Below are 24717 nucleotides of genomic sequence, written 5' to 3' on the forward strand. Positions count from 1 at the left end.
TACCCTCCATTAGTGAGGGTTTACGTAGTTTATAGGGTTAATGATACGCTTCCCTCTATAAATTGTACCCAGTTATATTTATTGCACTTCATAAAAATTCCTCCCATTTTTTTCATTATTGTATCATATTACCATAACGATCTGATGTTATGGAAACAACTATTTTTTCAAAGTTTCAAAAATACCCAGACGGTGATTAAGTTTCCTTGGTCATACTTTCATTTTACCAACCACTACCAACTTATTGACATTCCTACCGTTAATGTTTAGTTGCAAATATAATCTTCAAGTTGCCACCAATGGCGTATATGAAATATGGATTTCTATGCCTCACCCATAAATACAAGAAGTACAACTGATAATGCAACACCAATAACATAAATCCCTAATACACAAATAGGTGAATACTTCCAAAAACCTTTTTCCCTTTTCATAAAGCTCTGAATACTAAAAATTGTTCCTATAATAAACAAAATAACCCCAACTAAAAATACCCATGCCACATCAAGTTGAACGTAATAAAAACAAGCTACAACAATAAGTCCTGCTACAGAAAATATTGTTGATAACACCCCTTTTTATTGAGCATAATTTATCCCCTCTTTAATTTTCTATATTACATTAATAGACACTATAAGCATTTCGGTAAAATATCTATCCCCAGGATTATCCTGATCCGTTAGTCTAATAATACCTCAAAATGAATTCACTTGGATATGAATTTCCATTTACCATTCCAACCAATTATCAGACGATGGTTGAAGTGAAAAAACCATAGTAATTTTTCTAAAGCTTCAACGATCAATGTTCTTCTACTAGTGTTCCTTCGCCGGCAACAATGAAGTGCTTCACACAAGTTTTATCTTCATAAACGAAAGCACCTCGTTAGCCAACCTTAAATTTCATTTATCACAGTGAATGAAAGATAATTACGTTCGTCAGATAAATCCCCTACACCACTTTCAACGCAAACAAGGTCGCTAAAAGCTTCTAAGAGCTTGCTACTCATTGCATGCTATTTACTCATAACACATTTACCATTTGTCTACCAACAAAGACTTTGCTATGTTATGATTCTTTACAGATTGAAATTTTCATTTAAAAGAACATAAATATGGGTAAACATAGGAGGAATTATGAATTATATAAAATCTTTACGGCAATATGTTGGAACAAGCCCTATTATTGCACCAGGTTCAGCAATCATTGTTTTTAACAGAAAGAATGAAATACTATTGCAATTACGCTCAGATACAGAAGATTGGGGGCTGCCAGGCGGTGGTATGGAAATAGGAGATAGTTTTGAAGAAACTGCTCAAAAGGAGTTGTATGAGGAAACAGGATTAATTGCCGAAGAATTGAAATTGGTTGGATTAGCTTCAGGGAAAGAGTTATATTATAAATTTCCACATGGGGATGAAATTTATAACGCGACGGCAATTTTTAAAGCAACTGCTGTAAAAGGCACAATTAAGCAAAATGAGGAGAGTAAAGATTTGAAATATTTCCCTTTAGAAAAACTTCCAGATTTAAATTATACAACATTGAAATTACTAGAAAAGGTTGGTTATATTTCAACTGATTAGATATGGTGAGCTATTATCAACATTTCTTTATCCAAAACAAAAAGCTAACCATCAATCAGTGCTTGTGCATAAAATTACCACAAGCCCTTTTGTTATGCTTCCCTTAATCACTATTAAGCCCTTCTTCATAAATTAAAAAGCCCTTTAGCTCTGATAAAGCACCCTTTAGCCATCCATGTAGCGCAAAAAACAGCGCTACACCACAGAAGATGAAAATATACTCAGAACGGGTATTGTATACTACGCTGGGAGAGGAAGGTCGATAAACTATGGTGCCTTGAGCCCTTCAGCCATTTGAAATGCATGACCAAATTCATGTGCCAGTATCTTTACATCCATTGTTGATCCATTTAAGTTTGCAAATATATATGGAATCTTTTCATTACATAAATAATTAGTATAAGCACCTGTTGTTTTATTTTCTTTTATGGTTAAATCCATAGGGTCATCTGTAGTAAAAAAGAGGATAGATAGAGCGAATTTAATTAAGCTCTCCTATCCTTATAATGTGTGACATTAAATATGAATTCACTATTTAAAATAGTTTTAGCTTATAACTTGACTTTTAATAAAATTTTAATCTTCCTCTGTTTTCATTCATATTATTTGTCTGTTTGTTTCTTTTTCAAATACTCCGCACGTATTTTTTCAAGTTGCTGCTTTTTATCAAATTTGGCGGGTTTGTTTTTTTCATGATACTTTGTCACAGCTACCTTACCTTTGGTATCCAATTGATATTTCCCCACTTTGTTCACCTACTTTTCTTGTCTTTAAAGAGAATCTATTCAATACTATAATATACCTCATAAAGTAAACCTTATTACTTTTTTAGTGTACCGCAAACCTTGTAAATATCAGTAAAAACATTAAAAACTTTGTGAAATAATTCAAATGTCCTGAATGCCTTATGAACGAGTTACAAGCTTACTTTGAGATAAAGCAAAAGAAGCTATCCAAACTTGGAGATAGGTTCAATCATACTTTATACAAGGACGGAAAGCCCATTTATAATGTTCTCAAAGGATAACTGTTTTCCAAATCATCCTGACCATTTGAGTAAGCAATGGCAAGATATTGTACGTCAGTATTCGATACCTCCAATTACGTTTCATAGTTTGCGACATACATTTGCTTTATATATATTGTCTAAACCGGTAATATGAATGTCATTTGGACAACTAGGTCACGCAAATATTCGTGAAACGCTTAATACGTCCTCTTATGCTGGCAAGACTTTTCAACTCATTATCATCAAAAAACCTCAACAGGCTATCTTTATCGAGTCACCCGTTGAGGATTAAAAATCTTATTAATTTTTAGTGTAGTCCCTTTTAGTCCCTTTGAAAGTTATTCCAACCTTCAAATCCTTGATCAGACTATTCTTGAATAGCCGCTTCAAGTGCAACAACGATCATATCATTGAATGTAGTTTGACGTTCTTCTGCCGTTGTTACTTCACCAGTTAGAATGTGGTCACTTACTGTTAAGATTGAAAGTGCTTTACGGCCGTGTTTTGCAGCTAATGTATAAAGTGCTGCTGATTCCATTTCTACAGCAAGTACGCCATATTGAGCTAATTTTTCATTTTGGTGCTCATCAGAATAGAACATATCTGCTGTGAAGATATTACCTACTTGTAAGTTTAAACCAGCTTCTTTACCTGCATTGTATGCTTTTAATAATAAATCAAAGTCAGAGATCGGTGCGAAGTCGATAGCGCTGCCCCAAATGATTTGGTTCATACGTGTATCAGATGTTGCTGCTTGCGCTAAAATAACGTCACGAACTTTTACATCTTTTTGAATTGCACCACAAGTACCTACGCGGATTAATTTTTGTACATCATATTCTTGCATCAATTCTGTAGCGTAAATCGAAATTGAAGGCACACCCATACCAGTACCTTGTACAGAAATACGTTTACCTTTATACGTACCTGTATAACCAAACATATTACGAACTTCGTTATAGCAAGTAACATCTTCTAAAAACGTTTCAGCAATATACTTTGCACGTAATGGATCTCCTGGAAGTAAAATTGTGTCAGCGATTTCGCCTTTTTTTGCATTAATATGAATACTCATACTGCAATCCCTCTTTTCTGTCAGTTATCACTATAAATAATACTGTGTTTCTCCTATTTTCGCAATGCTAGACGTCTAGCAACTTGAAATAATTTATTTTGTCTAAATTTATATCACGCATGATCTACGTATAATGCCCACAACTCATCAAATACTCCTGTTGTTAAGTTGTCTGTGGCGTAAGATTCAATATAAGAAGAAAGCTCATCAAATTCCTCACTCTGCTTCGGAAAATTATGCTCATGGAACATTTCCTCTGCAAATCGTACCTTCGGATCTGACCAATCCCCACCTCTAAATGTCAGTACATACAAATAAAAGCTCTTTTTCATACTAGAAATCCCCTCTTTACTCTTCTGCTTTCCGCTAGTTTATCAAAAAATACCTTCTTCGTCACAAAAATATCTATTAAGCATTTTCTCCTATTCATCCTAACAGTACTATTCTCTCGTCAATATCTGGACTTTCGTCACAGAAAAATAGTATGTATTTTTTGTCTGAAAAATGAAAATTTTTAGATAAAAGGGATAGAAATACCTAGTAAAATACGGTAAAATTTAAACCAACTATTCAAAATAGGAAGGTGATGGCGATGAATAACTCTCATAAATACAGGATCTCCATACAGAAACGCCTGTCTCTCTTTAAAACTAGGTTTTCAAAAAAGAAAGTAAAAAATTTGGAAGAAGATAGGCGTAATCTCCCTCCTACTAAAGAAAAACGACAACGTTTTTACCATTTAATACGAGGCAAAGTCCTTATCATTTTTTCTCTCCTTATTGTTATAAATGGCACAATGGGTTTATTATCGTATATTAATATTCAGAATCTGCAAAGACAAATGAAAGACTTTACTGAGAAAAACGTTCAGGAACAATTAACTGTCAACCAACTTGCTTATGAAATTGCGAGGCTCACCAATTTAGAACAAGCCTATTTAATTACCGGGGACGGGAACTTTGCTACATCTTATAAAATGAAAATTGATACTATCGATAAAAAAATGAAAGCCTTAGAAGAGCAGTTTACAGAAAGAGAGTTAGAGTTAGGTCATATACAGGCGATCAATCAGTATTATAAAAATTACCTTGAATATTCTTTAAAAGTCATGACAATGCGTGATGAACTTGGTCTCGAACAAGCTCGAAAGCTCATGATGGGCGGTACTGGAGAAACGATGAAGAATTATATTGACAAAAATATCGGGTCCATTAATGCGGTTATGGATGATGCTAATAAAGCAAAATTAGATGAGCTTAACAAGCAAGTTACACTATCTATTACTTCTTTCTTCTTCATCTCCATACTTGGATTTATTGCAATTATTATTTTTGGTTATATGTTATTTAAATCATTAAGAAACAATACACAGGCCATTAACCATTCCATTCTCGATATTGCACAGGCTGGTGGCGACTTGACACGACGTGTTAAAGTTCGTAATCATGACGAGTTCTCAATTATTGCCGCTTCAACTAATACACTTATTGAATCGATATCTTTCTTGATTAAACGTGTCAGTAATCTGGCGGACCATGTTTCAAGCAGTAGCTTAGAGCTAATGTCTTTAGCCGATGAAAATGCCCGTACCATACAGAATATTGCTGATGCTACAGCTGATATTGCAAGTGATAGCGAGAATACGATTTTTAGTATGACTAGCGCACAACAAAAAATGAGTGATCTTGAGCATGCTGTACACCATTTAAATGAGCAAGCAAATGCTGTTCAGCGTGCATCCTTAGCTATGCAGCAAGCAGCTGATGAAGGCAGTCGCTCCGTTCAACAATCTTCATTAGTCATGCAAGCTATAGAAGCAACGATGGCCTCCACGACTTCTATAGTCGAAGCACTCGGTCGAAAATCCGCCGACATAACATCTATTATCGGCACGATTACTGCTATTTCAGAGCAAACAAATTTACTCGCCTTAAATGCAGCGATTGAGGCAGCACGCGCTGGTGAGCACGGACGGGGCTTTGCGGTAGTCGCTGATGAAGTTCGAAAGCTAGCCGTACAATCTCAAAATGCCGCAAAAGAAGTAACATCCATTGTAACGTCCATTCAAGACGAAGTAACATCCATCATCTCTCAAAACCACGAGGGTGTATCATCCGTTATTCGTGGCGTTGAAGTAACAAATGAAACAAACCAATCTTTAGACAATATTTTAACGCATACTCAAGAAACGACGACAATTATCGCGACCATGGTAGAGAAAATTGCATTAACTCTTGACTATAGCAATGCTGTAGCGAATGATTTTGTCCATGTGAATGCCTATGCAGAACAATCAGCTGCCAACACAGTCACTTCAGCCGCTGCAGCCACTCAAGGATCTGCATCCATGCAGGAAATTAACGCCTCTGCCACAGAGCTTGCTCAACAGGCAGATAGTCTGCGTAATCTTGTAAGTGAATTTAAAGTTTAAAGTGTCTCAGAATCTCTATTATTGTAGTTTTAAAAAATCGATGTTCATTATTCATGAAGAGATACATGATTAAGCACCAAATATTAATGGAGATCGTAGTCTAAAACAATAGGTTAAGATTTGGAGAGGACAATGTTACCTAATTTGAATCATTACTTAAATGAATTAATGGTGGATATTCCTGAAGGAGAAATTCGCCTACGAGATTTTCGAAACGAGCAAAAATGGATTAGTTCGAACTATAAATTTGGAATGCCAGGTAAAAGGAAAAATTTAAAGGAAGTTAGTTGGAATGTTGAGATACAGCCATTTTATCTTGCTAAATATACTGTGACTGAAGAACTTTATGCAACTATTATGGGAAAGAAATTTTTAACACCAATAAATGATCGAAAACCAATTGTTAATGTTTCATGGATAGATGCAGTGAACTTTTGCAATTTATTGTCTGATGCTCTTGGCTATGACAAGTTTTATGATTGTGATCAGCAAAGTAAATTAGTTGTCTGCAAGCATAGTTCTAATGGTTTTCGATTACCGACAGATGCTGAATGGCAGTATGCATGTAAAGCAAAATCAAAAGGATATCGGTATGGAGAAATTGACGAAATTGCATGGTATCAAGATAATTCCAACGAACGTGTACACAAAGTTGGAGAAAAAATGCCTAATGAATGGGGCTTGTACGACATGATAGGAAATGTTTGGGAATGGTGCTGGGACATATACGATGAAGAGATATTTGGCAATTATCGTATAATCCGAGGAGGTAGTTGGGCTGAGGAAGAACGTGGTTGTGGAGCTACCTGTCGTCGTAAGAGTATGCCTGATTTCTTGATTGATGATATCGGATTTAGAATTGCAAGATCAATCAGTTAATATTTCTAGACAATGATGACGTTCTATCCGTCGCTTTTGATACAATTTAAATAACCATAAAAAAACTCCTAGCACGATCTATTCTGCTAGGAGTTTTTGTTATTTAAATAATGAAAGATATTCTGCATAGCCTTCTTTTTCTAAATTTTCTTTTCGTACAAAGCGGAGGGCTGCGGAGTTAATGCAATAGCGTAAGCCTCCAAGCTCACTTGGTCCATCCGGAAAGACATGGCCTAAATGAGAATCAGCGTCTGTGCTTCGAACTTCTACGCGACGCATCCCATGAGACGTATCGAAATGCTCCGTTACTTCTTCCTTTTCAATAGGCTTTGCAAACGCTGGCCAGCCACAACCTGAATCGAATTTATCGAGCGAGCTAAATAATGGCTTCCCCGAAACGATATCTACATAAATACCCTCTTCAAAGTGCTTATCAAATTCATTACGGAACGGTGGCTCTGTTCCATTTTCCTGTGTCACGTAATATTGCATGTCCGTTAACCCTTTTAAACGTTGTTCTTTATTCATTTTTCTGCCCCCAGTGTGTCTCCTGAAACGCTTTGCGACCAGACCCTACTGCATAGCGCTCGTAGTGCATTGGATTTTTCTTATAATAATATTGATGATAGTCTTCAGCTGGATAAAACGGACTTGCCGGTAAAACTTTCACGGCAATCGGCTTATCGAATTTACCAGATGCCTGTAAATCTGCCTTAGCACGTTCAGCCAAATCAAGCTGCTCATCATTGTGGTAAAAAATCGCGGTCGTGTAGGACTCTCCACGATCATAAAATTGTCCTCCAGCGTCAGTTGGATCAATTAATGTCCAAAATGTCGATAGTAATTGCTCGTAAGAATATAGCTCATCGTCAAACGTAATTTGAACCGCTTCAACATGTCCTGTCGTTTCAGAGCATACTTGTTCATATGTTGGATTGACAACATGTCCACCCGTATAGCCGGAAATTACTGATTCAATGCCAGGTGTTTCGTCAAAAGGCTTGACCATACACCAAAAACAACCACCTGCAAATGTTGCCAATTGCTTTGCCATTTATCTCACTCCTTATTCACCAGGAACAATAATTTCCAGTAAAATCTTATCCTTTGGTAAGTCTAATTCCTTTGCTTTAATACGAGATCCTGAAGCAATGTTAATGCGCGATAAGTCAATATAAATTTCTGCCTTACTAGGATCGATTGAAATCCAAGAAGGGAAATCCACCGTGTCTCGCATAATTTTCATCGCTGTCTCAAGTGGAATATTTAACAGCCCAACATTCATTCCTGTCTGTTTTAAAATAATATTCCCTTTCCTATCCACAATCGGATCGAAGTTCATTGAAATGGGGATTTCTGTGTAGAACACCTTAAGTGTACTTTTTAATTGAATATCATCACCAATCGTAAAGTCCAACGGTAATGGTGACCCAGCATCTTTTAAATACTTCTTCGATATAGATTCTAATTCCTTCGTTGTTGTTTGGACAACGAGTACATTTCCTTTTACTTCACTTTCATCTTTTGAACTCTCTGCTAAATTTACTCCGTCTATTGGTCTAGTTACTAAAAAAACGACGAGGAGGATTGCAAAAAGCACTGTGCCTGCTAAGGCAAAAAATGCGAATTTCCATTTATTCATTTCGTCACTCCTCGAAGCCTATTTCCTTGTTAATCTTTTGTTCCATGTTACATTTCTCCATTGCTTTTAAAATTCGCTCATTCATTTTGTCATAGCCTTTTGCATTTGGGTGAAAGAAATCGGTATGATAAACGAGCTCTTTATTTGAATCAAACAAGTCCTCCACTGAGATATAGCACGCATTCGTATCTTTCTTGGCTATGTCTTCAATGACTTTATTCCACTCCGTAATAATCGTATCAAATTCATTCGCTTCATTTGTCACGATTGAGAATGGATTATAAAAACCGATAAGTAATAAAGGCACTTCTGGGTTTTTAGCTCGTATGCCTTCAACAATTTTACTATAGCGTTTCTTATATGCCTTCAATTCTTTATCAAAAGCATCTCGTTTCAAATTAAACAGATCGTGTTTGACAATCTTCATGACATCATTTCCACCCACAGTAATTGAAATGAGCTGTGCTTTTTGCAACTCTTCATCATAATGCCCTTTTTCCACTAATTTTAATAGCTGATCACTACGTCTTCCTCTTTTTCCTCGATTATCGACTTCAACATCTGAAATTGAGGGCCAAGCAACCAATGAATCTGCTAGTCTTCCAACAAAACCGTCTTTACTATACTCATCACCAACACCGGCCGTCAAAGAATCGCCGAGCGCTAGGTACTGTAGTTGCTTTGCGCTTTTATCATCAATTTTCCGTAAATCCTCTGGTGATGGCTCAAAAAAATGTTCGAAAATTTGCGTCAATACATTCTTTGAGGTTTTTTCCTCATTTTCTGTTTGTTGCTCATCCTGTTTCATATCTTGTTCCGTCCCTGCATGCTCCCCGTCTGGTTCTGCTTGCGGATTCGGTTCATCTATTGATATTGCACAACCACTTAGTACTAAAACGGTCAAACATGACAAAACTATCATTCGCCAAATGCTCATTTGACCACCTTCCATCATTTGCTTACTTCTATTATAGAATAGTTCATGCTGCAATGAAAAGTGACTATACCTAGGTATTGAGTAAAAATGTATGTTTACAACGGTTTTTCATATAAAATAGGCATGGCACTTTTCAACAATAAAAAGCCACTACAATTATTTATGTAGTAGCTCTCTTATATTATTCTGCAAAATAAATAAAACCGATTGCACCTGGGCCAGTATGTGTTGAAATGATTGGTGAAGTAAAGGCAATTTCTACTTCATTAAAACCTGTTCCCTCGATTAATTCTTTTAAAGGTCCACCCATCGTTGCTAGACCCTCAGCATGACAAATCCCTACTGACTTGACTGTTTTTCCAGCAGTATCAGCTTGGAATTGCTTAAATAAGTAGTTCACAACTTGTTTATGGCTACGTACTTTTGATACGGGATTGTATGCGCCACCTTCTAAGTTTGCAATGACTTTTATGTTCAGCAAGGAACCGATAAAGCCAGTACCTTTCCCAATTCGACCGCCTTTAATTAAATTTTCAAGTGTGTCGACAATAACATATAAATACGTATTTTCGCGCACTTTCTCTAAACGCTCAACAATTTCCTCGACAGTAGCACCTGCATCACGCAATTTAATGGCCTCACGTATTTGAATAGCTAAACCGATGGCAATAAAACGTGAATCGATTACAGTTACATCAGAGTCTGACATTTGAGCTGCCTGACGAGCTGATTCCACTGTTCCGCTCATACTACCTGTCATATGAATGGAAATAATTTGATCTCCATCTTTACCTAGCTCATCGTATAATTCTTTAAATTTTCCCGGTGCAGGCTGAGAGCTTTTCGGTAAATTTTTAGCATTCTTCATTAAACTTAAAAAAGGTTGTGGCTCTAAATCAATACCATCTATATAAGTTTTATCATCAATTTGAATCGTTAAAGGCACAATATGTATACCGTGCTGCGCTACTTCTTCTTTTGTTAAATCACAAGTTGAGTCCGTTACTATATGAATTCGTCCCACTTCGACACATCCTTTTACTTCATTAAAATTTATTATATAGACTAATGAATCATTATGTAAACATGACATTTGTCATTAGGTTTCATTCATTTCAGTCCATTTTGAAACCGCTACCTTGGATACTATAGCGCTTTGTTGAATCCTTGTCTAACAAAGACCCTCTAGCATAGAGGCATTTATATGACACTTTTTATGTCGAAAACATGACAAATGTAAATACCAGGATGAAAATTATTGGGGTATAGTAAATGTATACACGAAAGGAGTGTTCGATATGATTGATTCTTTTGACTATAAAACATGGAAGGAAGAATTGTGGAATGCCATTACACATGGCATTGGATTTATCGCAAGTATTCCAGCACTAGTTGTTCTTATTTTAGCAGCTGTACAAACCGGTAGTGCACTCCAAATTACAACGTTTACTATTTTTGGTGTCTCTGTGATCGTTTTATTTTTAATGTCCACACTGCTACATAGTATGCCAGAAAAATACAAACACTTTTTTGCCATTCTTGACCATTCTTCTATTTATATTTTAATTGCAGGAACATATACACCTTTCCTTTTAATTTCAATTGGTGGCACGCTAGGTATTACTTTATTATGTATTATTTGGTCACTTGCCATATTAGGCGTTATTTTTAAATGCTTTTTTATTAATCGATTTGAAAAGCTTTCTTTAATTTTTTACATCGCTATGGGCTGGCTCATTATTTTTGCGATAAAGCCTATCTATCTTTTCTTAGGTTTTAATGGTTTTGCTTTACTGTTAGCAGGTGGGCTTTTCTATACGATTGGTGCTTTTTTTTACGCCTGGCGTTCACTTCCATACAACCATACGATATGGCATCTATTTGTGTTAGCTGGCTGTGGCTCGATGTATGCTTGTGTTTATTTTTACTTATAAATAGTGACAATAAAAATCGCTCTCTTATACAAAGGAGCGATTTTTTGTTATTGCGTCCGTAATTGCCTCGTTAAAGCCTTTATTGCACGCAGCACTTCCTGTTTATTTTCTTCATTATTCATTTTATTCTTCGCATGAAGTAAAACAGGTCTAACCGATTCTACGGAACGTCCAAATTCATACATCCATTCATAGCGAGGCACCAGCCATGTATGAAAATGATGTGTCGTATCTTCATTGTAAAAATAATAAACAAATTCTATCCCTAGAACATCCCTTTGAGCCTTTCTAATTTTTGATACAAGGTTTATATAATCCATTTTTTCCTCATCGTCTAGCTCATCAAAACATGTAATATGACGCTTAGAAGCCAAAATGATTAATCCCTTTATCGGATAGGCAACATCTTGATGAGCATGAAAATAGTCAGTTTCAATGACTACACCACCATCCGGTTCAATAAGTCCGCTCGTTATTGCACAGCTCAAGCATTCAACTTCTACCGTGTCTCCATTTGATAATGTTATTTTTCTCACAGATACTCCCCTTTTGTTTACATCTAATATCAGAATTAATTAACCGCCCCAATTATAAGGTCAATTGTAGAAACTCTTTAAAAGCTTCTTCTTCCTCAATAAACGAATTATGATTAGACTGTTCAAAAATCGTTAATTGTGCATTTGGCGTTAAATCGGCAATTTCAATTCCGAATTCAACCGGACATTGTGCATCATATCTACCTGCAAATATGTAGGTAGGAATATGTATTGATTTCAATCGTTCGCGAATGTCAAAGCTTTTTACTTGTACTTTTCTAAAATAATCAAGGTTCTTTCCGATTGTCCGTCCACTATTTGGTCGGGTCGTTGCTAATTTTAACTTTTCCTCGGAATGATAAGACATTAAAGCCCATTCATAGCTTAACTTCTGACGCTCTTCTCGAACTGTATCCGGATTATTTAGTAAATCCATTATTTCAACTATGCGATTGAAATGTTTATTTTCAGCGCAATAAATACTATTTGGGTGATTTCCATACTCTTTACTTGCTGCTGTTGAACCAGCTACTATTTTTGTTAAAGATGCTGTTGAATCCACTGCATATTGAAGTGCCAGCATTCCACCCGTTGAATGACCCGCAAAAGCCCATTTTTCAAGTTTTAACGCTTCTCGAATCGCTTCTAAATCTTTCACGATTTCTTGGAAGCTTAATTGTTCATCATCTTCTATATGTGCTGAATTTCCAGCACCTCTTACATTGATTAAGTACACTTTGTAATGTTCAGTGAACGGATCGGCAAATAAATTTCCTCGTTCATCAAAGCCCATATAAAAATGTGTAATAGCTAATGGTTCCCCTTCTCCACGTACAAAGTATTCAAATCGCCCTCTGCTTGTTTCAATAATGTATTGTTCCCACATTGACATGACACCTCTCAAAGATAGAATTATAATGTCTTAAATATCCTTTTACCTGCGATCTGATACATAAGCGAAGCAGCTCATCGTTTGTTACGATGGGTCTTTCTGTCGTTTCGATGACTCTTTCCGTCACTTCGACGGTTCTTTCCGTTACTACGACAGGTTTATCGAATTTAAAGCGCCAGTCGGAACGTAAATCAACCCCACGTTATGCGGATGAGCCTAATAATTATTTTGTTCTACAAATATTTCCAAAAACCTTTATTTAGTCACGAAAAAAGCACGGTCATCATAACCGTGCTTCGTAGTACCTATTTTCTTTAGTTCTTACGCTCAAAAATTTGATATTGGAATGTGTAACCTTCTGGTGCTGTTTCTGGCTCCACTGAGGAAACTTGTACAAAATCCTGCTCATAATTCGGGAAGTATGTATCCCCATTAAACGAATGATTGATTTTTGTAATGTACAAGCGATCTGTGATATCCATGGATAAGCGGAAAATTTGCTCGCCACCAATAATCATAATTTCTGGGACATCCCCAGCAAGGGCGAGGGCACTCTCTAAGCTTGTCACTACTTCAATCCCATCCGCATGGTAACTATCGTCGCGAGTAATCACAATATTACGTCGACCAGGAAGCGGTCTACCGATGGATTCGAATGTTTTACGCCCCATAATCATTGGCTTCCCCATCGTTTTCTCCTTAAAATATTTTAAATCCCCAGGCAAATGCCACGGCATGCCATTTTCATAGCCAATCACATAATTATTATCATGTGCCACAATTAAAGAAATCATATTGTCCCTCCAAATACTATCGTTCATTATATTATAAACATAATTTTACTTTACAATCAGATTATTTCTGCTTAGAAATTAAATTATTTTCTTTTACGATTCTAAATCCTAGTAATTTTATAAGAATAGTTTATAATACAATTAACAAACGTAATTAAAAGGATTGATGAAGATGACAAAATTAAGAGATGAAGCGATCCGTTATATTAAAGCAAGTGATTCTTCTATTCAGTACTATGATCTAACTCCACAAGAAGCGAGAGCCGTTCGAATAGTGCCAAAATGGACGTCACCAAATAGCCCACAGCTTGAGGCAATTGACAATAGAAAAATAACAGTTCGAGATGGAGCACAAATTAATGTTCGTATTTATAGACCTGTTTTAAATAAAAAACTTCCTGTCATTGTTTATTATCATGGAGGCGGTTGGGTATTTGGAAATTTAGACTCTACGGATGCAGGCTGTCAGCTATTAGCAGAAAAAGCGCAAGCAATCGTTGTATCGGTTGATTATCGCCTAGCACCAGAATATCCATTCCCTACCCCGCTCTACGATGCTTATGACAGTTTCGTATGGGTTTACGAAAACATCGGAAATTTCGGTGGAGATACCGCAAATCTTACAGTCGCTGGTGATAGCGCAGGCGGAAACTTAGCAACAGTTGTCGCCTACTTAGCTGCGACATTAAATGGACCTGCGATTAAAGCACAGGCACTTATTTATCCTGTAGTCAATGTTGATTTTACAACGACTTCTTACAATGCTTACGGGGAACACTTCGGCTTAGACAAACAAGGCATGCAGTGGTTTGCAGGTCATTACACAGATAAAGAAAACTATATGAATCCACTTATTTCTCCATTTCAAATTGCCGACTTAAGTGTTTTACCGAAAACGATCATTATAGCTGCAGAGGCAGACGTCCTCTACGATGAAGGTCTTGCTTACGCACAAAAGCTTACGGATGCTGGAGTGACTGTTGAGCATGTAAATATGACTGGTTTAATCCATAGTTACTTTAGTAAAATGAATTTTTTCGAAGAAGCGACTAATGAAACAGCTGAAAAAATTGCTAATTTCGTGAAATAAGTTTGTCTATCAGCATAAAATAGTGCGATAATAGAGCAAAATGTTTTTTAAAGGATGACAACATGACACAAACTATTGCTTTACAAATTAACAATCCCTTTTCAGATCAATTAAAAAAAGGCTATCCTCTCATCTCAAAAGATGCAGTTGATGCACGCCATCTTCCTAAAGAAGAAGGTGCACTTCTAAGACTTACGGATAATCATAACCGTTTTATCGGCACAGGATACTATGGCTTACAAAACAAAGGTATTGGTTGGCTGCTAACAAACGATGCGAACGAAAAAATAGACAAAGCCTTTTTTATGAAAAAATTTAAAAAGGCCATTCAAAATCGAGAAGCATTTTTCAACGATTCTCAAACAACAGCCTTTCGAATCTTTAATGGCGAAGGTGATGGCATAGGCGGTATGACAATCGACTTATTCGATTCTTACTATATGATAAGCTGGTATAGCGCAGGCATTTACTCATTTAAAGAAATGGTATATGAAGCACTAGCAGAGACAGTAGATTACAAAGCCATTTATGAGAAAAAACGTTTCGATACTAAAGGACAGTATATGGAACAAGACGATTTCGTAATGGGAACACCTGGCGAATTTCCGATTATCGTATCGGAAAATAGTATGAAATACGCTGTCAATTTAAATGATGGAGCAATGACAGGTATTTTCCTTGATCAACGAGAAGTGAGACTTGCCATTCGTGATCGTTATTCGGACGGTAAAAATATGCTAAATACGTTCTCCTATACGGGAGCATTTTCTGTCGCAGCGGCACTTGGAGGAGCAATAAAAACAACTAGTGTAGATGTTGCAAAGCGTAGTTTAGCTAAAACAATTGAGCAATTTAGCGTCAATAACATCGACTACGAATCACAGGATATTAAAGTAATGGATGTCTTCAACTATTTTAAATATGCTCAGCGCCATAATTTAAAATTTGACCTTGTCGTTTTAGATCCACCTAGCTTTGCACGTACGAAGGAAAGAACGTTCTCAACTGCGAAAGACTATCCTAAATTACTTGTAGATACAATCGCCATTACGGAGAAAAACGGTATCATTGTTGCTTCAACGAACAATGCAAGCTTTGGGATGAAAAAGTTCAAGAGCTTTATTGATCAAGCATTTAAAGAAACTAAAACAGCCTATAAAATTGTTGAAGAATATAGCTTACCAAAGGATTTCCGTGCCCCACGTGAATATCCAGAATTCAATTACTTAAAGGTTGTATTTATTAAAAAACTTAACTAAATGAACCTAGACAGAATCACTTTCTGGTGATTCTGTTTTTTATTTGGGAGAGAATATAATGACCACCCTTGTCAGAATTTTCCGTCTACAATACAATAGAATCATCTAATCCCTAAAATTTAGGATGATATTTTAAGTTGTATGCCATGTAAATGAGTTGATTGGCGCATAGCGGCTCACCACGCCTCAGGAAAGCACTCTCACGCTATAGTGAGTGTCATTTTACAAAATATTGATAAATGGAGATGATAGAATGGGATATGTTCATGAAAAGTTAATGATTTCTACAGAAAGACTTGTTCTTAGATTATTTCAAACAGCCGATGCAGAAACGGTTACAAAGCTTTGCAATAACTATAATATTTATAAAAGTACCATGTACCTACCTTATCCATATAGTTTAAATGATGCATTAACATGGATGGAACGTCATTACGATAATTTTACGCAGGATATTTCGTACGAGTTTGCAGTTACAGATAAGGAAACTGGCGAATTATATGGAGCCATTGCCTTATCGAACAATAAACGCTTTAATCAAGGTGAAATAGCCTATTGGATTGGCGAGGAGTATTGGGGAAAAGGCTATGCTTCAGAAGCAGCGCAGTCGATTGTTCAATTTGCTTTTGAAGAAAAGAAACTGCATAAAGTGTTTGCCCGATATTTTTCTACGAACCTTGCTTCAGGAAAAGTTATGGACAAAATTGGCATGAAACAAGAAGGAATTTTAAAGGATCATATCATCAAAGACGGTAAATATGAAGATTTAGTACATTATGGAATAATTAATGAATAGTCTAGTTTCTCAAAGTGTTTTCGACCTTGTAGTTCTTCTTAATTGTTAAGTGACAAGAAAGTTGTGTAACTCTTATTCGACTACTATAGCAAAATTATATAACTTTATTATCACTTTACACTTGATTACTACAAAGCATTCTCCCTCTCAATGTAACTATAAAATAAAAGTGGCCTAAGAAGTATTTTCACTTCTTAAGCCACCAATATTTCATTTATAGATATTTCACAAACCAATCCTTAATATATTCTAATCTATTGATTCTTAACGCTGGTTTTCCGCTTCTAGAAAGTTCGTGATTGGATTCTGGGAAGCGCACAAATTTAGTTTCCTTTTTACGGTGTTTCAAGGCGATAAATAATTGCTCTGCCTGTTCAATCGGACAGCGATAGTCTTTTTCGCTGTGTAAAATTAACAGTGGCGTCTCCACATTGTCAACATATTTAAGTGGCGAATGATTCCAAAGCTTCTCTATATCGTCTAGTCCCGCTTGGATTTGCCAGTCATTGAAGTAATAGCCGATATCACTTACGCCGTAAAAGCTAATCCAATTAGAAATACAACGTTGCGTAACAGCAGCTTTAAAACGATTTGTATGTCCGACAATCCAGTTTGTCATGAAGCCCCCATAGCTCCCACCTGTAACTCCTAGACGGTCTTTATCAATGAAATCATAATGCTCCAATGCAAAATCCACAGCAGCCATGAGATCATTATAATCATTACCGCCATAATCACCACGAACCGCATCAACAAATTTTTGACCATATCCATGGCTTCCACGAGGATTCGTATAGAGGACCGCATAACCTTGTGCAGCAAGGATTTGGAATTCGTTAAAATATGAGTTGGCATACATAGCGTGAGGTCCACCATGGATTTCAAGAATAAGTGGATATTTCTCCCCTTCTTTAAAGCCAATAGGCTTCATTATCCAGCCGCTTACTTTCCAGCCATCTGCCCCTTCATATTCAACTGCTTCAGGAACAGACAATTCTTTCGTCTTTAAAAATTCTTCATTAACTTTCGTAAGCTGTTCTTGTTCACCAGTATTTAAATTTACGTAAAATAGATCGCCAGGATTTGTAGTACTACTAATTGCGACTACCGCTTTATCATTTTTTTGATCAAGCGAAAAACCATATACGTATTGATCATCATGAATCGCTGGATATAATTCTCCAGAAAGATTACCAAAATAAATCGCTGTATTTCCGTGATCAGTCACTTGGAAGTAAAAGCTTTTATTATCCTCCAGCCATTGTACACGCGGAGCAACGACACCTTGAAGGAAATCACCGACGACAAAATCACCGACCGGCGCATCAAATTCACTCGTTACACATGTCGTATTGTTATTTTCCAAATCATAAATCCATAACTTTGCTTGTGTCGCATTTTCAAATTCTCGTTCACTTCCAACATAAGTTACGTAGCGGCTATTCGGGGACCATGAAGTTTGGTAAAACACCCCCGTTCCTTCCGTAAGCTTGCGACCATGTTTTGTTTCTAAGTCCAATAAGTAAATATCAACCACGAATGAAAAATCTAAATCCTCTGCTAAGTCAGCAATGTAAGAAAGATATTTCCCGTTTGGAGACCATGCACAAAGTTGTAAATTATGTTTTCCTTCCGTAACTAACTCTAATTCTCCAGATTCAAGATTGACGATGGCAATTTGAGAAAATTGCTCCATATCAATAAACCCAGCTGCATCTGATTTATATTTCATTTTTTCTATTTCAAGTGGTTTAAGTTCTATATCATCTTTCTTATCATTTTCAGCCTTATCATAAATGCTTTCATTTTCACCTAGCTTTACTGAAAATGCAATATTCTTACCACACGGAGACCAAACAGGTGATGTCGCACCGTTTTTACAATGAGTAACTTGTTTCGCTTCTCCACCTGCTTTAGAAAGCACAAAAATTTGTGGCTTACCCTTTCTCGTTGATACAAATGCAATTTTACTGCCATCTGGTGACCATACAGGCGAACTCGTTTTATCTTCACCAAATGTCCATTGTTGAGGCTTTTTTTCATTCAAGTCTATGTAAAATAAATTAGATACGTAGTCTTTTTTCTTCTCATCAATATGCGTTTCTATATACACTACTTCTGTTCCGTCAGGTGATACTTGTGGATCTGCCACTGATTTTAATTGATATAAATTTTCTGGTTGAATCCCTTGTTTCAAAGTCATATTTTAAAAATCCCCTTTGTGTTGAAGTTTCATTACATAGTACAATATTTAAATACTCTAAGTATTATTCCTCCTTTTAAGAAGAAATTATTTTTTATCAGAGAGAGGATTTAACAGTAGCAAGAATAACAATGAGTGACCGCGATGTATCAAAAGGTTGCGAAACTTTAGAACCTTTGATAAGTAGTAAGTCAAATTCATCCAGTGAGAACTTTTATTAACCTCAACTTTTAGGGTGATTGTATATTACATGTGCTAAAATAAAAATGGAAAAATTATTCAATCAGGAGGTGTTTTTATGGCTATAAAAGCAATAGAGTTATTTTTTGTGATTGGATCTATTTATTTCTTTTTTGTGATTTCATTCTTTTTTAGAAAAAGAGGTAAAAAAATTTTGTATACCTTTATAGTTATTATCCTTTTAAGCTATGCAGTATTCCTAACTGTTCGTCCACATATACAGAACGCAACATATGATAAATATACTCAAATGGTTGAAGAACATTTAGAAAAGAAATACCCAAATGCATCTTGGGAAACTAGTTTTGATAAAGAAGAATTATTAACAACGGCATTTGGATACCAAATAAAAGTTAAATTTGCTGACGAACCAACAGTACTTTATGTATATAAAGTTGAAAACGGTAAAGTCTTTCAAGCATATTTTTCATATTTAGAAAATTCCCCTCAAAATGACGGCAAGTATGCGGAACGAGATTAAAGATTTTTTATCTATCACTTGATATTTGAAATCAAACAATTCAACAATACTTTTAGATAAATGACAGAACTCCTACCTTTAATGATAATGCAAAAGCTTATCTCCGCTTCTTGCGCCACTGAGAGCCAAGTACGTCCCCAAGAAAGCACCCAGTCGTAACGGAAATCACTCCCATAATGGTCTAGATTAGGTCTCCTATCAGCAATTTTTTTCTGCGGTAAAATTTATAAGAGGGATGATTAGGGCGAGAATGTTCTTAATCGAGACTAATAATTTTCTTTAAAATACCTTCAATATGCGCACTTTTACCCTTTTTTACGAACAAAGTCTCGGCTTGTGCTTTTCTCTCATTGGTAAGCCCCTCTTTTTGATAGGCATAGACACAGTCGTATATATTTACTCGTAATCTTGTAGGGTAATTCTGTTACAATATTGATAAAAGAATGAATAGAAACGAGGATTTTTTATGCATGTAACAATCGGGGTACTCGCTCACGTGGACGCAGGAAAAACAACATTTTCTGAGCAGTTACTATTTCATACAAACAGTATTCAAGCCCGTGGACGAGTGGATCACCAGGACACATTTCTAGATAATCATGAGTTGGAGCGTCAGCGAGGCATTACGATTTTTGCGGAGCAAGGTCGCATGACGATTGAGAATGATACATATACGTTAATCGATACACCCGGACACGTAGATTTCTCACCAGAGATGGAACGTGCCATTCGGGTTATGGATTTTGCCATCATTATTGTAAGTGCGGTTGAAGGACTACAAGGTCATACGGAAACAGTGTGGCAACTTTTACGCCAATACCACGTCCCAACTTTCTTCTTTATTAACAAAATTGATCGTGAAGGGGCAGATGTTCAAGCCGTTATGGTACAGCTTCAAAAGGACTGTTCTGAGGATGTATTATTCGTAGATGAACCGCTCCGTTCAGACTATGTTTCAAATCGCATGATGGAGTGGCTTGCTGAACGTGACGAAAAGCTTCTCGACGATTTTCTAAATGAAACATTGGATTGCTCTAGCTGCCTTACTCGTTTACATACGATGATTAAACAGGAAAAAGCCTTTTTATGTTTTACAGGCTCTGCTTTAAAAGATATTGGGATAAAGGAGTTTTTAGCACAGCTCCCCCTACTTACAAAAACACATTTTAATAACAAAGCTCCGTTCCAAGGTGAAGTATTTAAAATTCGTCATGATGGGCATCAACGCTTAACTTTTATCAAGGCATTGCAAGGAACGTTACATGTGCGTGATGAATTTTCCTTTGAAGATGCAACAGAAAAAGTAACTGAGATTCGACTTTACAATGGCAGCCGTTATGTAACAGTTCAAGAGGTCGAGGCTGGGGAGATTTTCGCAGTAAAAGGGATTAGCGAAGCAAACATCGGCGATATCATTGGTTTTTCAGGTAACCCGCAGCCCTATGAGTTAGTACCGACTTTACAGGCAAAAGTACAATATGAAGGCGATCAGCATATAAAGGAAGTTTTAAAAATTTTCCGCACACTTGAAGCAGAAGAACCATCATTACGTGTGCTATGGCATGAAAAATTTCAAGAAATTCATGTACATATTATGGGTGTCATCCAACTCGAGGTTCTTATCGACGTGCTGAACAAACGCTTCTCGCTAGACATTTTATTTAGCGAACCACAGATTTTATATATGGAAACGATTGCAACAACGGTGACAGATTATGGTCATTTTGAACCTTTAAAGCATTATGCAGAAGTACATTTATTGATGGAGCCAAATACACGCGGTACTGGTCATACATTTGTCAATGCTTGTCATGCAGATGATTTATCGGTTGGGCATCAACGACTCATTGAAAAACATCTATTCGAGCGCGATCATCATGGGTTGTTAACTGGCTTCCCTGTGACAGATATTCGCTTCACTCTCTTGACAGGACGCGCACATATTAAACATACAGATGGTGGCGATTTCCGAGAAGCAACATTCCGAGCATTACGGCAAGGGCTGGAGCAAGCAGAAAATGTATTACTAGAGCCGTATTACCGTTTTAAACTTAAAGCTCCAAGTGATTTTATTGGCCGGATGATGACCGATATTCAACAAGCTGCTGGTACATTTGACGCGCCAATCTTAACTGAACATGATGCGATTTTAACTGGCCGCGCTCCTGTCGCAACATTTATGAGCTACAGTACAATCTTTGCCGCCTACACTAATGGTAAGGGCGTACTTTCTCTCCAATTTGATGGTTATGATGTGTGTCACAATACAGAAGATATCATTGCACAAATTGGCTACGATAAAAACGCCGATCCCGAATATACATCTTCTAGTATTTTTTGCGCAAAAGGCAAAGGTTACTCCGTTCCATGGCATGAGGCAGAGGCGACGATGCATTGTATTGACTGAAATCATAAAAACAGGACATGATTATCTATCAATGTCCTGTTTATGTTTCGTTGGTATTCTCTGGCTCCTCGCGAGGATTTCCCTACTTCCGTGAGTATTCTGGCTCCGCTCGAGTAGTTACTCTGCCTCCGCGAATATTCCACCTCCATTCGCTGATATTCCCTTCACCCAGCACGAAATTAATTTACAAAGCTTGCACTGTTTTCTGTGCCTGTTTGAAAATGCGATATGAAGGGTCCACAACAACGTAGCTATGGGGATTAGAGAAATCAATTAAAACCTTGCCAGGTCGACTTTTCAAAAGTTGTAAATTATCAATTAATTCCAGTAATAGTTCATGACCGTTACCACGTGGGTGCCAGTTTAAATGATATTCATTTAGTTCCTTCACAGCTTCTAAAAATTGATGATACTCGCGCTCTACAAAATTAATCAGTTGTTTGTTTTTAGGAGCTACCTGTGATAAATCCTCTAAATATGTTCCATAAAAGCGCATCACTATTGAGCATAATAAATCATTGACTCGAGCAGCACTTAATATTGGCTTAGGAGCTTGGGCTAGTCGCTCTAAATTTGGCTTTGCACGAGTCGAATCAATGCGTGTAATTAAATGATGATGCTCACCGTTCACCTCATAGATAATTGGATTTGTCGGCATATACATCATAAAACTATTTGTTTTTGTTTTAAGTTGATCTGTAGTATCCGCCTTTGCAAAAAGGTGCCCATTAAAATTTCCATTTTGAATCCAAATAATATCTTTGTTATATAAAATTTGCTCAAACAATCGTTCATTACTAATTAGTTTGCTAGCTATTAATTGGTCGACAAGTGATTCTACAGCCATTCTTGTTGTAGCTTTCTTAGTAGCTTCAATGCGTGGCAGCTTACAAATTTTCATATCTACATATTGCGATTCCTGTGCTGTACATACATGAATATTCGTCATACGTGCATCCTCTTTTCGTACATATTTTCAAAACGGAAGTCATCAGTAAAAAAAGGATTTCCTATTAAAGCGAGGAAATCCTTCATTCTATCTTTTTCGTTCATCATATAACGTCAAACAATGCCCAAATATGAAAGAATTAGCACGATAGCTAATACCTCCTCTTATTTTGGGCGTTTGACGTACAGTGACGAACAGAGCATTCTGTTTTGTCAACATGCCACCTCCTATTCCTCGTAGGGTTATGGTGTGTACTCATAATAGGCAGGTATCCTGACTCATGATCATCGCTACCTTTCCCCTTCCCGTCGTTAAACAGTGGTATATGAAAAGTCGCTCACATTTACAGTTGCGGGACAGTGTCGGATTTGCACCGACTTCCCTTTTAAGTAAATTGCACGCAATTTACACCTATTACTCCACGCTATTCAGTTGTGAGATATTTAAAATACTCCACATTCCTGTTGAATCATTAAAATCAATTGTAAAGGTGTGTGGATTAAAAGTCAATTGATGTTGGTAAGTTTTAACTTCTCTTTATATTTTTGCAAATAAAAAAAGAGGTAGAGCCTTTACCCTACCTCCTTCACTTCTTAAAATGGTAATGAGTCTACAAATCTTTCTTTCTCTAAACCTTCTAAAATTTCCCTAACGTAAGATTGAATAGTATATTTCGATAAATAGTTACCGATATTACCTATATTATTAATAACGTATTCATTTAGTTCAGATACGCCAACAGCAAGAACATCCTGATTTAAATTAGATTCATATTCATATAAAATCTCTTTAATTTCCCTTCTTAAATGATGTTCATTTATTTTTACAGGTTTATTTTCTGAATTTAAAGAGAACTTTAATTCATTAACCATCTTTTTCATATATGTTCCCATATCAGTTTCTACTTCATTAATCTTTTTCGGCACTAAGTTTCCATATTCTTCAAGATATAAACTCTTATTTGGATTTTCCTCTTTATATTTTAGGGTACTAATAACCTTATGCCTTAACTTACGTTTAAACTCTTCAATTTTCGTATATCTTAAGTCTCTCGGATATTCCAAATGTTGTATGTTCCCTGTATCAAAAATAAATGGAGTTGCGTCATCTTTAATAACCACAAAAGGCATATCAAATGCTAACCTCAAACCAAACTCAAACATTACATTTGGATTTTTTGCACTAACATCAATAATAACTATTTCATCAGAGTATATATTACGAACAATATTACTTTGAATTACTCTAACCTCATCGGAATCACTTACTAATCTAATATCCACTTCATATTCAGCAATATCCTTTAATGCTTCACGAATAATCCTTCTTACATCTTCCCAATGATGTTCATTTAGCCCCACAATTTCAGCAATAGGCATTATTAGCCCTACTTTTATTGCTTTTTTAGTGTCTTGGCTCGAATTATTATTTTCAGTTGCTTCATCAGGTTGAACTATTCCTGTCGTTTCACTCATTTAAGACACTCCTCTAACCATTGTTTCATTTCTTATCATTTACACATTTAACTAAACATGAATATTATACCATTTTTTATGGGCGTGTGAAAATTGATATGG

The 24717-nt window shown here is 36.3% G+C and carries 26 protein-coding genes and 1 riboswitch; of the genes, 9 read left to right on the forward strand and 17 right to left on the reverse strand.

Features of this window, described 5'->3' with window-relative positions; genetic code table 11:
* Positions 1-29 precede the first annotated feature (29 nt).
* Positions 30-92 carry a tetracycline resistance efflux system leader peptide gene (locus ACIPKN_RS03450; protein ID WP_366151260.1) on the reverse strand — a complete coding sequence of 21 codons (63 nt, stop codon included), beginning with the start codon at positions 90-92 and terminating at the stop codon, positions 30-32.
* A 231-nt stretch (positions 93-323) separates the two neighbouring features.
* Positions 324-572, reverse strand: a complete 249-nt coding sequence (locus ACIPKN_RS03455; protein ID WP_400933419.1) for a hypothetical protein — start codon at positions 570-572, stop codon at positions 324-326.
* Positions 573-1136: 564 nt separating this feature from the next.
* On the opposite strand from ACIPKN_RS03455, the gene ACIPKN_RS03460 reads away from it, so the two are divergent.
* Positions 1137-1586 (forward strand): NUDIX hydrolase, encoded by a 450-nt coding sequence (locus ACIPKN_RS03460; RefSeq protein ID WP_400933421.1) that lies wholly within the window; start codon positions 1137-1139, stop codon positions 1584-1586.
* Positions 1587-1853: 267 nt separating this feature from the next.
* Here the strand turns inward: ACIPKN_RS03460 and ACIPKN_RS03465 are convergent, their stop codons facing one another.
* The 4 genes from ACIPKN_RS03465 to ACIPKN_RS03480 all read right to left on the reverse strand — a co-directional run bounded on the left by ACIPKN_RS03465 (position 1854) and on the right by ACIPKN_RS03480 (position 4002).
* A complete protein-coding gene (locus ACIPKN_RS03465; protein WP_400933423.1) occupies positions 1854-2027 on the reverse strand; it encodes a M3 family metallopeptidase in 174 nt (57 codons plus the stop codon).
* Positions 2028-2188: 161 nt separating this feature from the next.
* On the reverse strand, positions 2189-2332 hold the full coding sequence (locus ACIPKN_RS03470) for a hypothetical protein (RefSeq protein WP_185903418.1): 144 nt from the start codon (positions 2330-2332) through the stop codon (positions 2189-2191).
* 630 nt (positions 2333-2962) lie between these two features.
* A complete protein-coding gene (gene deoD, locus ACIPKN_RS03475; protein ID WP_142507991.1) occupies positions 2963-3670 on the reverse strand; it encodes a purine-nucleoside phosphorylase in 708 nt (235 codons plus the stop codon).
* A 113-nt stretch (positions 3671-3783) separates the two neighbouring features.
* On the reverse strand, positions 3784-4002 hold the full coding sequence (locus ACIPKN_RS03480) for a YozE family protein (RefSeq protein ID WP_142507990.1): 219 nt from the start codon (positions 4000-4002) through the stop codon (positions 3784-3786).
* Between the two features lie 260 nt (positions 4003-4262).
* On the opposite strand from ACIPKN_RS03480, the gene ACIPKN_RS03485 reads away from it, so the two are divergent.
* Both ACIPKN_RS03485 and ACIPKN_RS03490 read left to right on the forward strand, forming a co-directional pair.
* Positions 4263-6101 (forward strand): methyl-accepting chemotaxis protein, encoded by a 1839-nt coding sequence (locus ACIPKN_RS03485; RefSeq protein WP_400933426.1) that lies wholly within the window; start codon positions 4263-4265, stop codon positions 6099-6101.
* Positions 6102-6233: 132 nt separating this feature from the next.
* Positions 6234-6980 carry a formylglycine-generating enzyme family protein gene (locus ACIPKN_RS03490; protein ID WP_400933428.1) on the forward strand — a complete coding sequence of 249 codons (747 nt, stop codon included), beginning with the start codon at positions 6234-6236 and terminating at the stop codon, positions 6978-6980.
* 99 nt (positions 6981-7079) lie between these two features.
* On the opposite strand, the gene msrB is transcribed toward ACIPKN_RS03490, so the two are convergent.
* The 5 genes from msrB to ACIPKN_RS03515 form a co-directional block, all read right to left on the reverse strand.
* Positions 7080-7508, reverse strand: a complete 429-nt coding sequence (msrB, locus tag ACIPKN_RS03495; protein ID WP_400933430.1) for a peptide-methionine (R)-S-oxide reductase MsrB — start codon at positions 7506-7508, stop codon at positions 7080-7082.
* Positions 7501-8034, reverse strand: coding sequence for a peptide-methionine (S)-S-oxide reductase MsrA (gene msrA, locus ACIPKN_RS03500; protein WP_400933432.1), 534 nt, complete (start codon positions 8032-8034; stop codon positions 7501-7503). Before msrA ends, msrB begins: the two co-directional genes overlap by 8 nt.
* 12 nt (positions 8035-8046) lie before the next feature.
* Positions 8047-8622: a YpmS family protein gene (locus tag ACIPKN_RS03505; protein WP_400933434.1), complete on the reverse strand. Its 576-nt coding sequence runs from the start codon at positions 8620-8622 to the stop codon at positions 8047-8049.
* A gap of 4 nt (positions 8623-8626) precedes the next feature.
* On the reverse strand, positions 8627-9559 hold the full coding sequence (locus ACIPKN_RS03510; RefSeq protein ID WP_255505038.1) for a GDSL-type esterase/lipase family protein: 933 nt from the start codon (positions 9557-9559) through the stop codon (positions 8627-8629).
* 181 nt (positions 9560-9740) lie between these two features.
* On the reverse strand, positions 9741-10583 hold the full coding sequence (locus ACIPKN_RS03515; protein ID WP_400933437.1) for a DegV family protein: 843 nt from the start codon (positions 10581-10583) through the stop codon (positions 9741-9743).
* Positions 10584-10857: 274 nt separating this feature from the next.
* Here ACIPKN_RS03515 and trhA point away from each other — a divergent pair, with 274 nt between their 5' ends.
* Positions 10858-11493 (forward strand): PAQR family membrane homeostasis protein TrhA, encoded by a 636-nt coding sequence (gene trhA, locus ACIPKN_RS03520; protein WP_400933439.1) that lies wholly within the window; start codon positions 10858-10860, stop codon positions 11491-11493.
* Positions 11494-11540: 47 nt separating this feature from the next.
* On the opposite strand, the gene ACIPKN_RS03525 is transcribed toward trhA, so the two are convergent.
* From ACIPKN_RS03525 to ACIPKN_RS03535, 3 genes are all read right to left on the reverse strand, one after another.
* Positions 11541-12029, reverse strand: coding sequence for an HIT family protein (locus ACIPKN_RS03525; RefSeq protein ID WP_400933441.1), 489 nt, complete (start codon positions 12027-12029; stop codon positions 11541-11543).
* Between the two features lie 52 nt (positions 12030-12081).
* Positions 12082-12915, reverse strand: coding sequence for an alpha/beta fold hydrolase (locus tag ACIPKN_RS03530; RefSeq protein ID WP_400933443.1), 834 nt, complete (start codon positions 12913-12915; stop codon positions 12082-12084).
* A 320-nt stretch (positions 12916-13235) separates the two neighbouring features.
* Positions 13236-13715 carry a dihydrofolate reductase gene (locus ACIPKN_RS03535; RefSeq protein WP_400933445.1) on the reverse strand — a complete coding sequence of 160 codons (480 nt, stop codon included), beginning with the start codon at positions 13713-13715 and terminating at the stop codon, positions 13236-13238.
* A 172-nt stretch (positions 13716-13887) separates the two neighbouring features.
* On the opposite strand from ACIPKN_RS03535, the gene ACIPKN_RS03540 reads away from it, so the two are divergent.
* The 3 genes from ACIPKN_RS03540 to ACIPKN_RS03550 all read left to right on the forward strand — a co-directional run bounded on the left by ACIPKN_RS03540 (position 13888) and on the right by ACIPKN_RS03550 (position 16860).
* Complete coding sequence (locus ACIPKN_RS03540; RefSeq protein ID WP_400933447.1) at positions 13888-14805, forward strand: alpha/beta hydrolase; 918 nt, start codon at positions 13888-13890, stop codon at positions 14803-14805.
* Positions 14806-14867: 62 nt separating this feature from the next.
* Complete coding sequence (locus ACIPKN_RS03545) at positions 14868-16064, forward strand: class I SAM-dependent rRNA methyltransferase (RefSeq protein ID WP_400933449.1); 1197 nt, start codon at positions 14868-14870, stop codon at positions 16062-16064.
* 253 nt (positions 16065-16317) lie between these two features.
* Positions 16318-16860 (forward strand): GNAT family N-acetyltransferase, encoded by a 543-nt coding sequence (locus tag ACIPKN_RS03550; RefSeq protein ID WP_142507979.1) that lies wholly within the window; start codon positions 16318-16320, stop codon positions 16858-16860.
* Between the two features lie 214 nt (positions 16861-17074).
* On the opposite strand, the gene ACIPKN_RS03555 is transcribed toward ACIPKN_RS03550, so the two are convergent.
* Complete coding sequence (locus tag ACIPKN_RS03555) at positions 17075-19063, reverse strand: S9 family peptidase (protein ID WP_400933451.1); 1989 nt, start codon at positions 19061-19063, stop codon at positions 17075-17077.
* A gap of 298 nt (positions 19064-19361) precedes the next feature.
* Here ACIPKN_RS03555 and ACIPKN_RS03560 point away from each other — a divergent pair, with 298 nt between their 5' ends.
* Together ACIPKN_RS03560 and ACIPKN_RS03565 are read left to right on the forward strand one after the other, a co-directional pair.
* Positions 19362-19784 carry a hypothetical protein gene (locus ACIPKN_RS03560; RefSeq protein WP_400933453.1) on the forward strand — a complete coding sequence of 141 codons (423 nt, stop codon included), beginning with the start codon at positions 19362-19364 and terminating at the stop codon, positions 19782-19784.
* Between the two features lie 466 nt (positions 19785-20250).
* Entirely contained in the window at positions 20251-22191 is a 1941-nt protein-coding gene (locus tag ACIPKN_RS03565; RefSeq protein ID WP_400933455.1) for a GTP-binding protein, read from the forward strand.
* Positions 22192-22375: 184 nt separating this feature from the next.
* On the opposite strand, the gene ACIPKN_RS03570 is transcribed toward ACIPKN_RS03565, so the two are convergent.
* Together ACIPKN_RS03570 and ACIPKN_RS03575 are read right to left on the reverse strand one after the other, a co-directional pair.
* Positions 22376-23140 carry a hypothetical protein gene (locus ACIPKN_RS03570; RefSeq protein WP_400933457.1) on the reverse strand — a complete coding sequence of 255 codons (765 nt, stop codon included), beginning with the start codon at positions 23138-23140 and terminating at the stop codon, positions 22376-22378.
* 246 nt (positions 23141-23386) lie between these two features.
* Positions 23387-23570: riboswitch (cobalamin riboswitch) on the reverse strand.
* Positions 23571-23733: 163 nt separating this feature from the next.
* The gene (locus tag ACIPKN_RS03575; protein WP_400933459.1) at positions 23734-24615 is read right to left on the reverse strand and encodes a hypothetical protein; all 882 of its coding nucleotides are present in this window, start codon (positions 24613-24615) and stop codon (positions 23734-23736) included.
* Between the last annotated feature and the right edge of the window lie 102 nt (positions 24616-24717).

The organism is Lysinibacillus sp. NPDC086135 (genome assembly GCF_044746345.1).
In the GTDB taxonomy this organism is placed as follows: domain Bacteria; phylum Bacillota; class Bacilli; order Bacillales_A; family Planococcaceae; genus Lysinibacillus.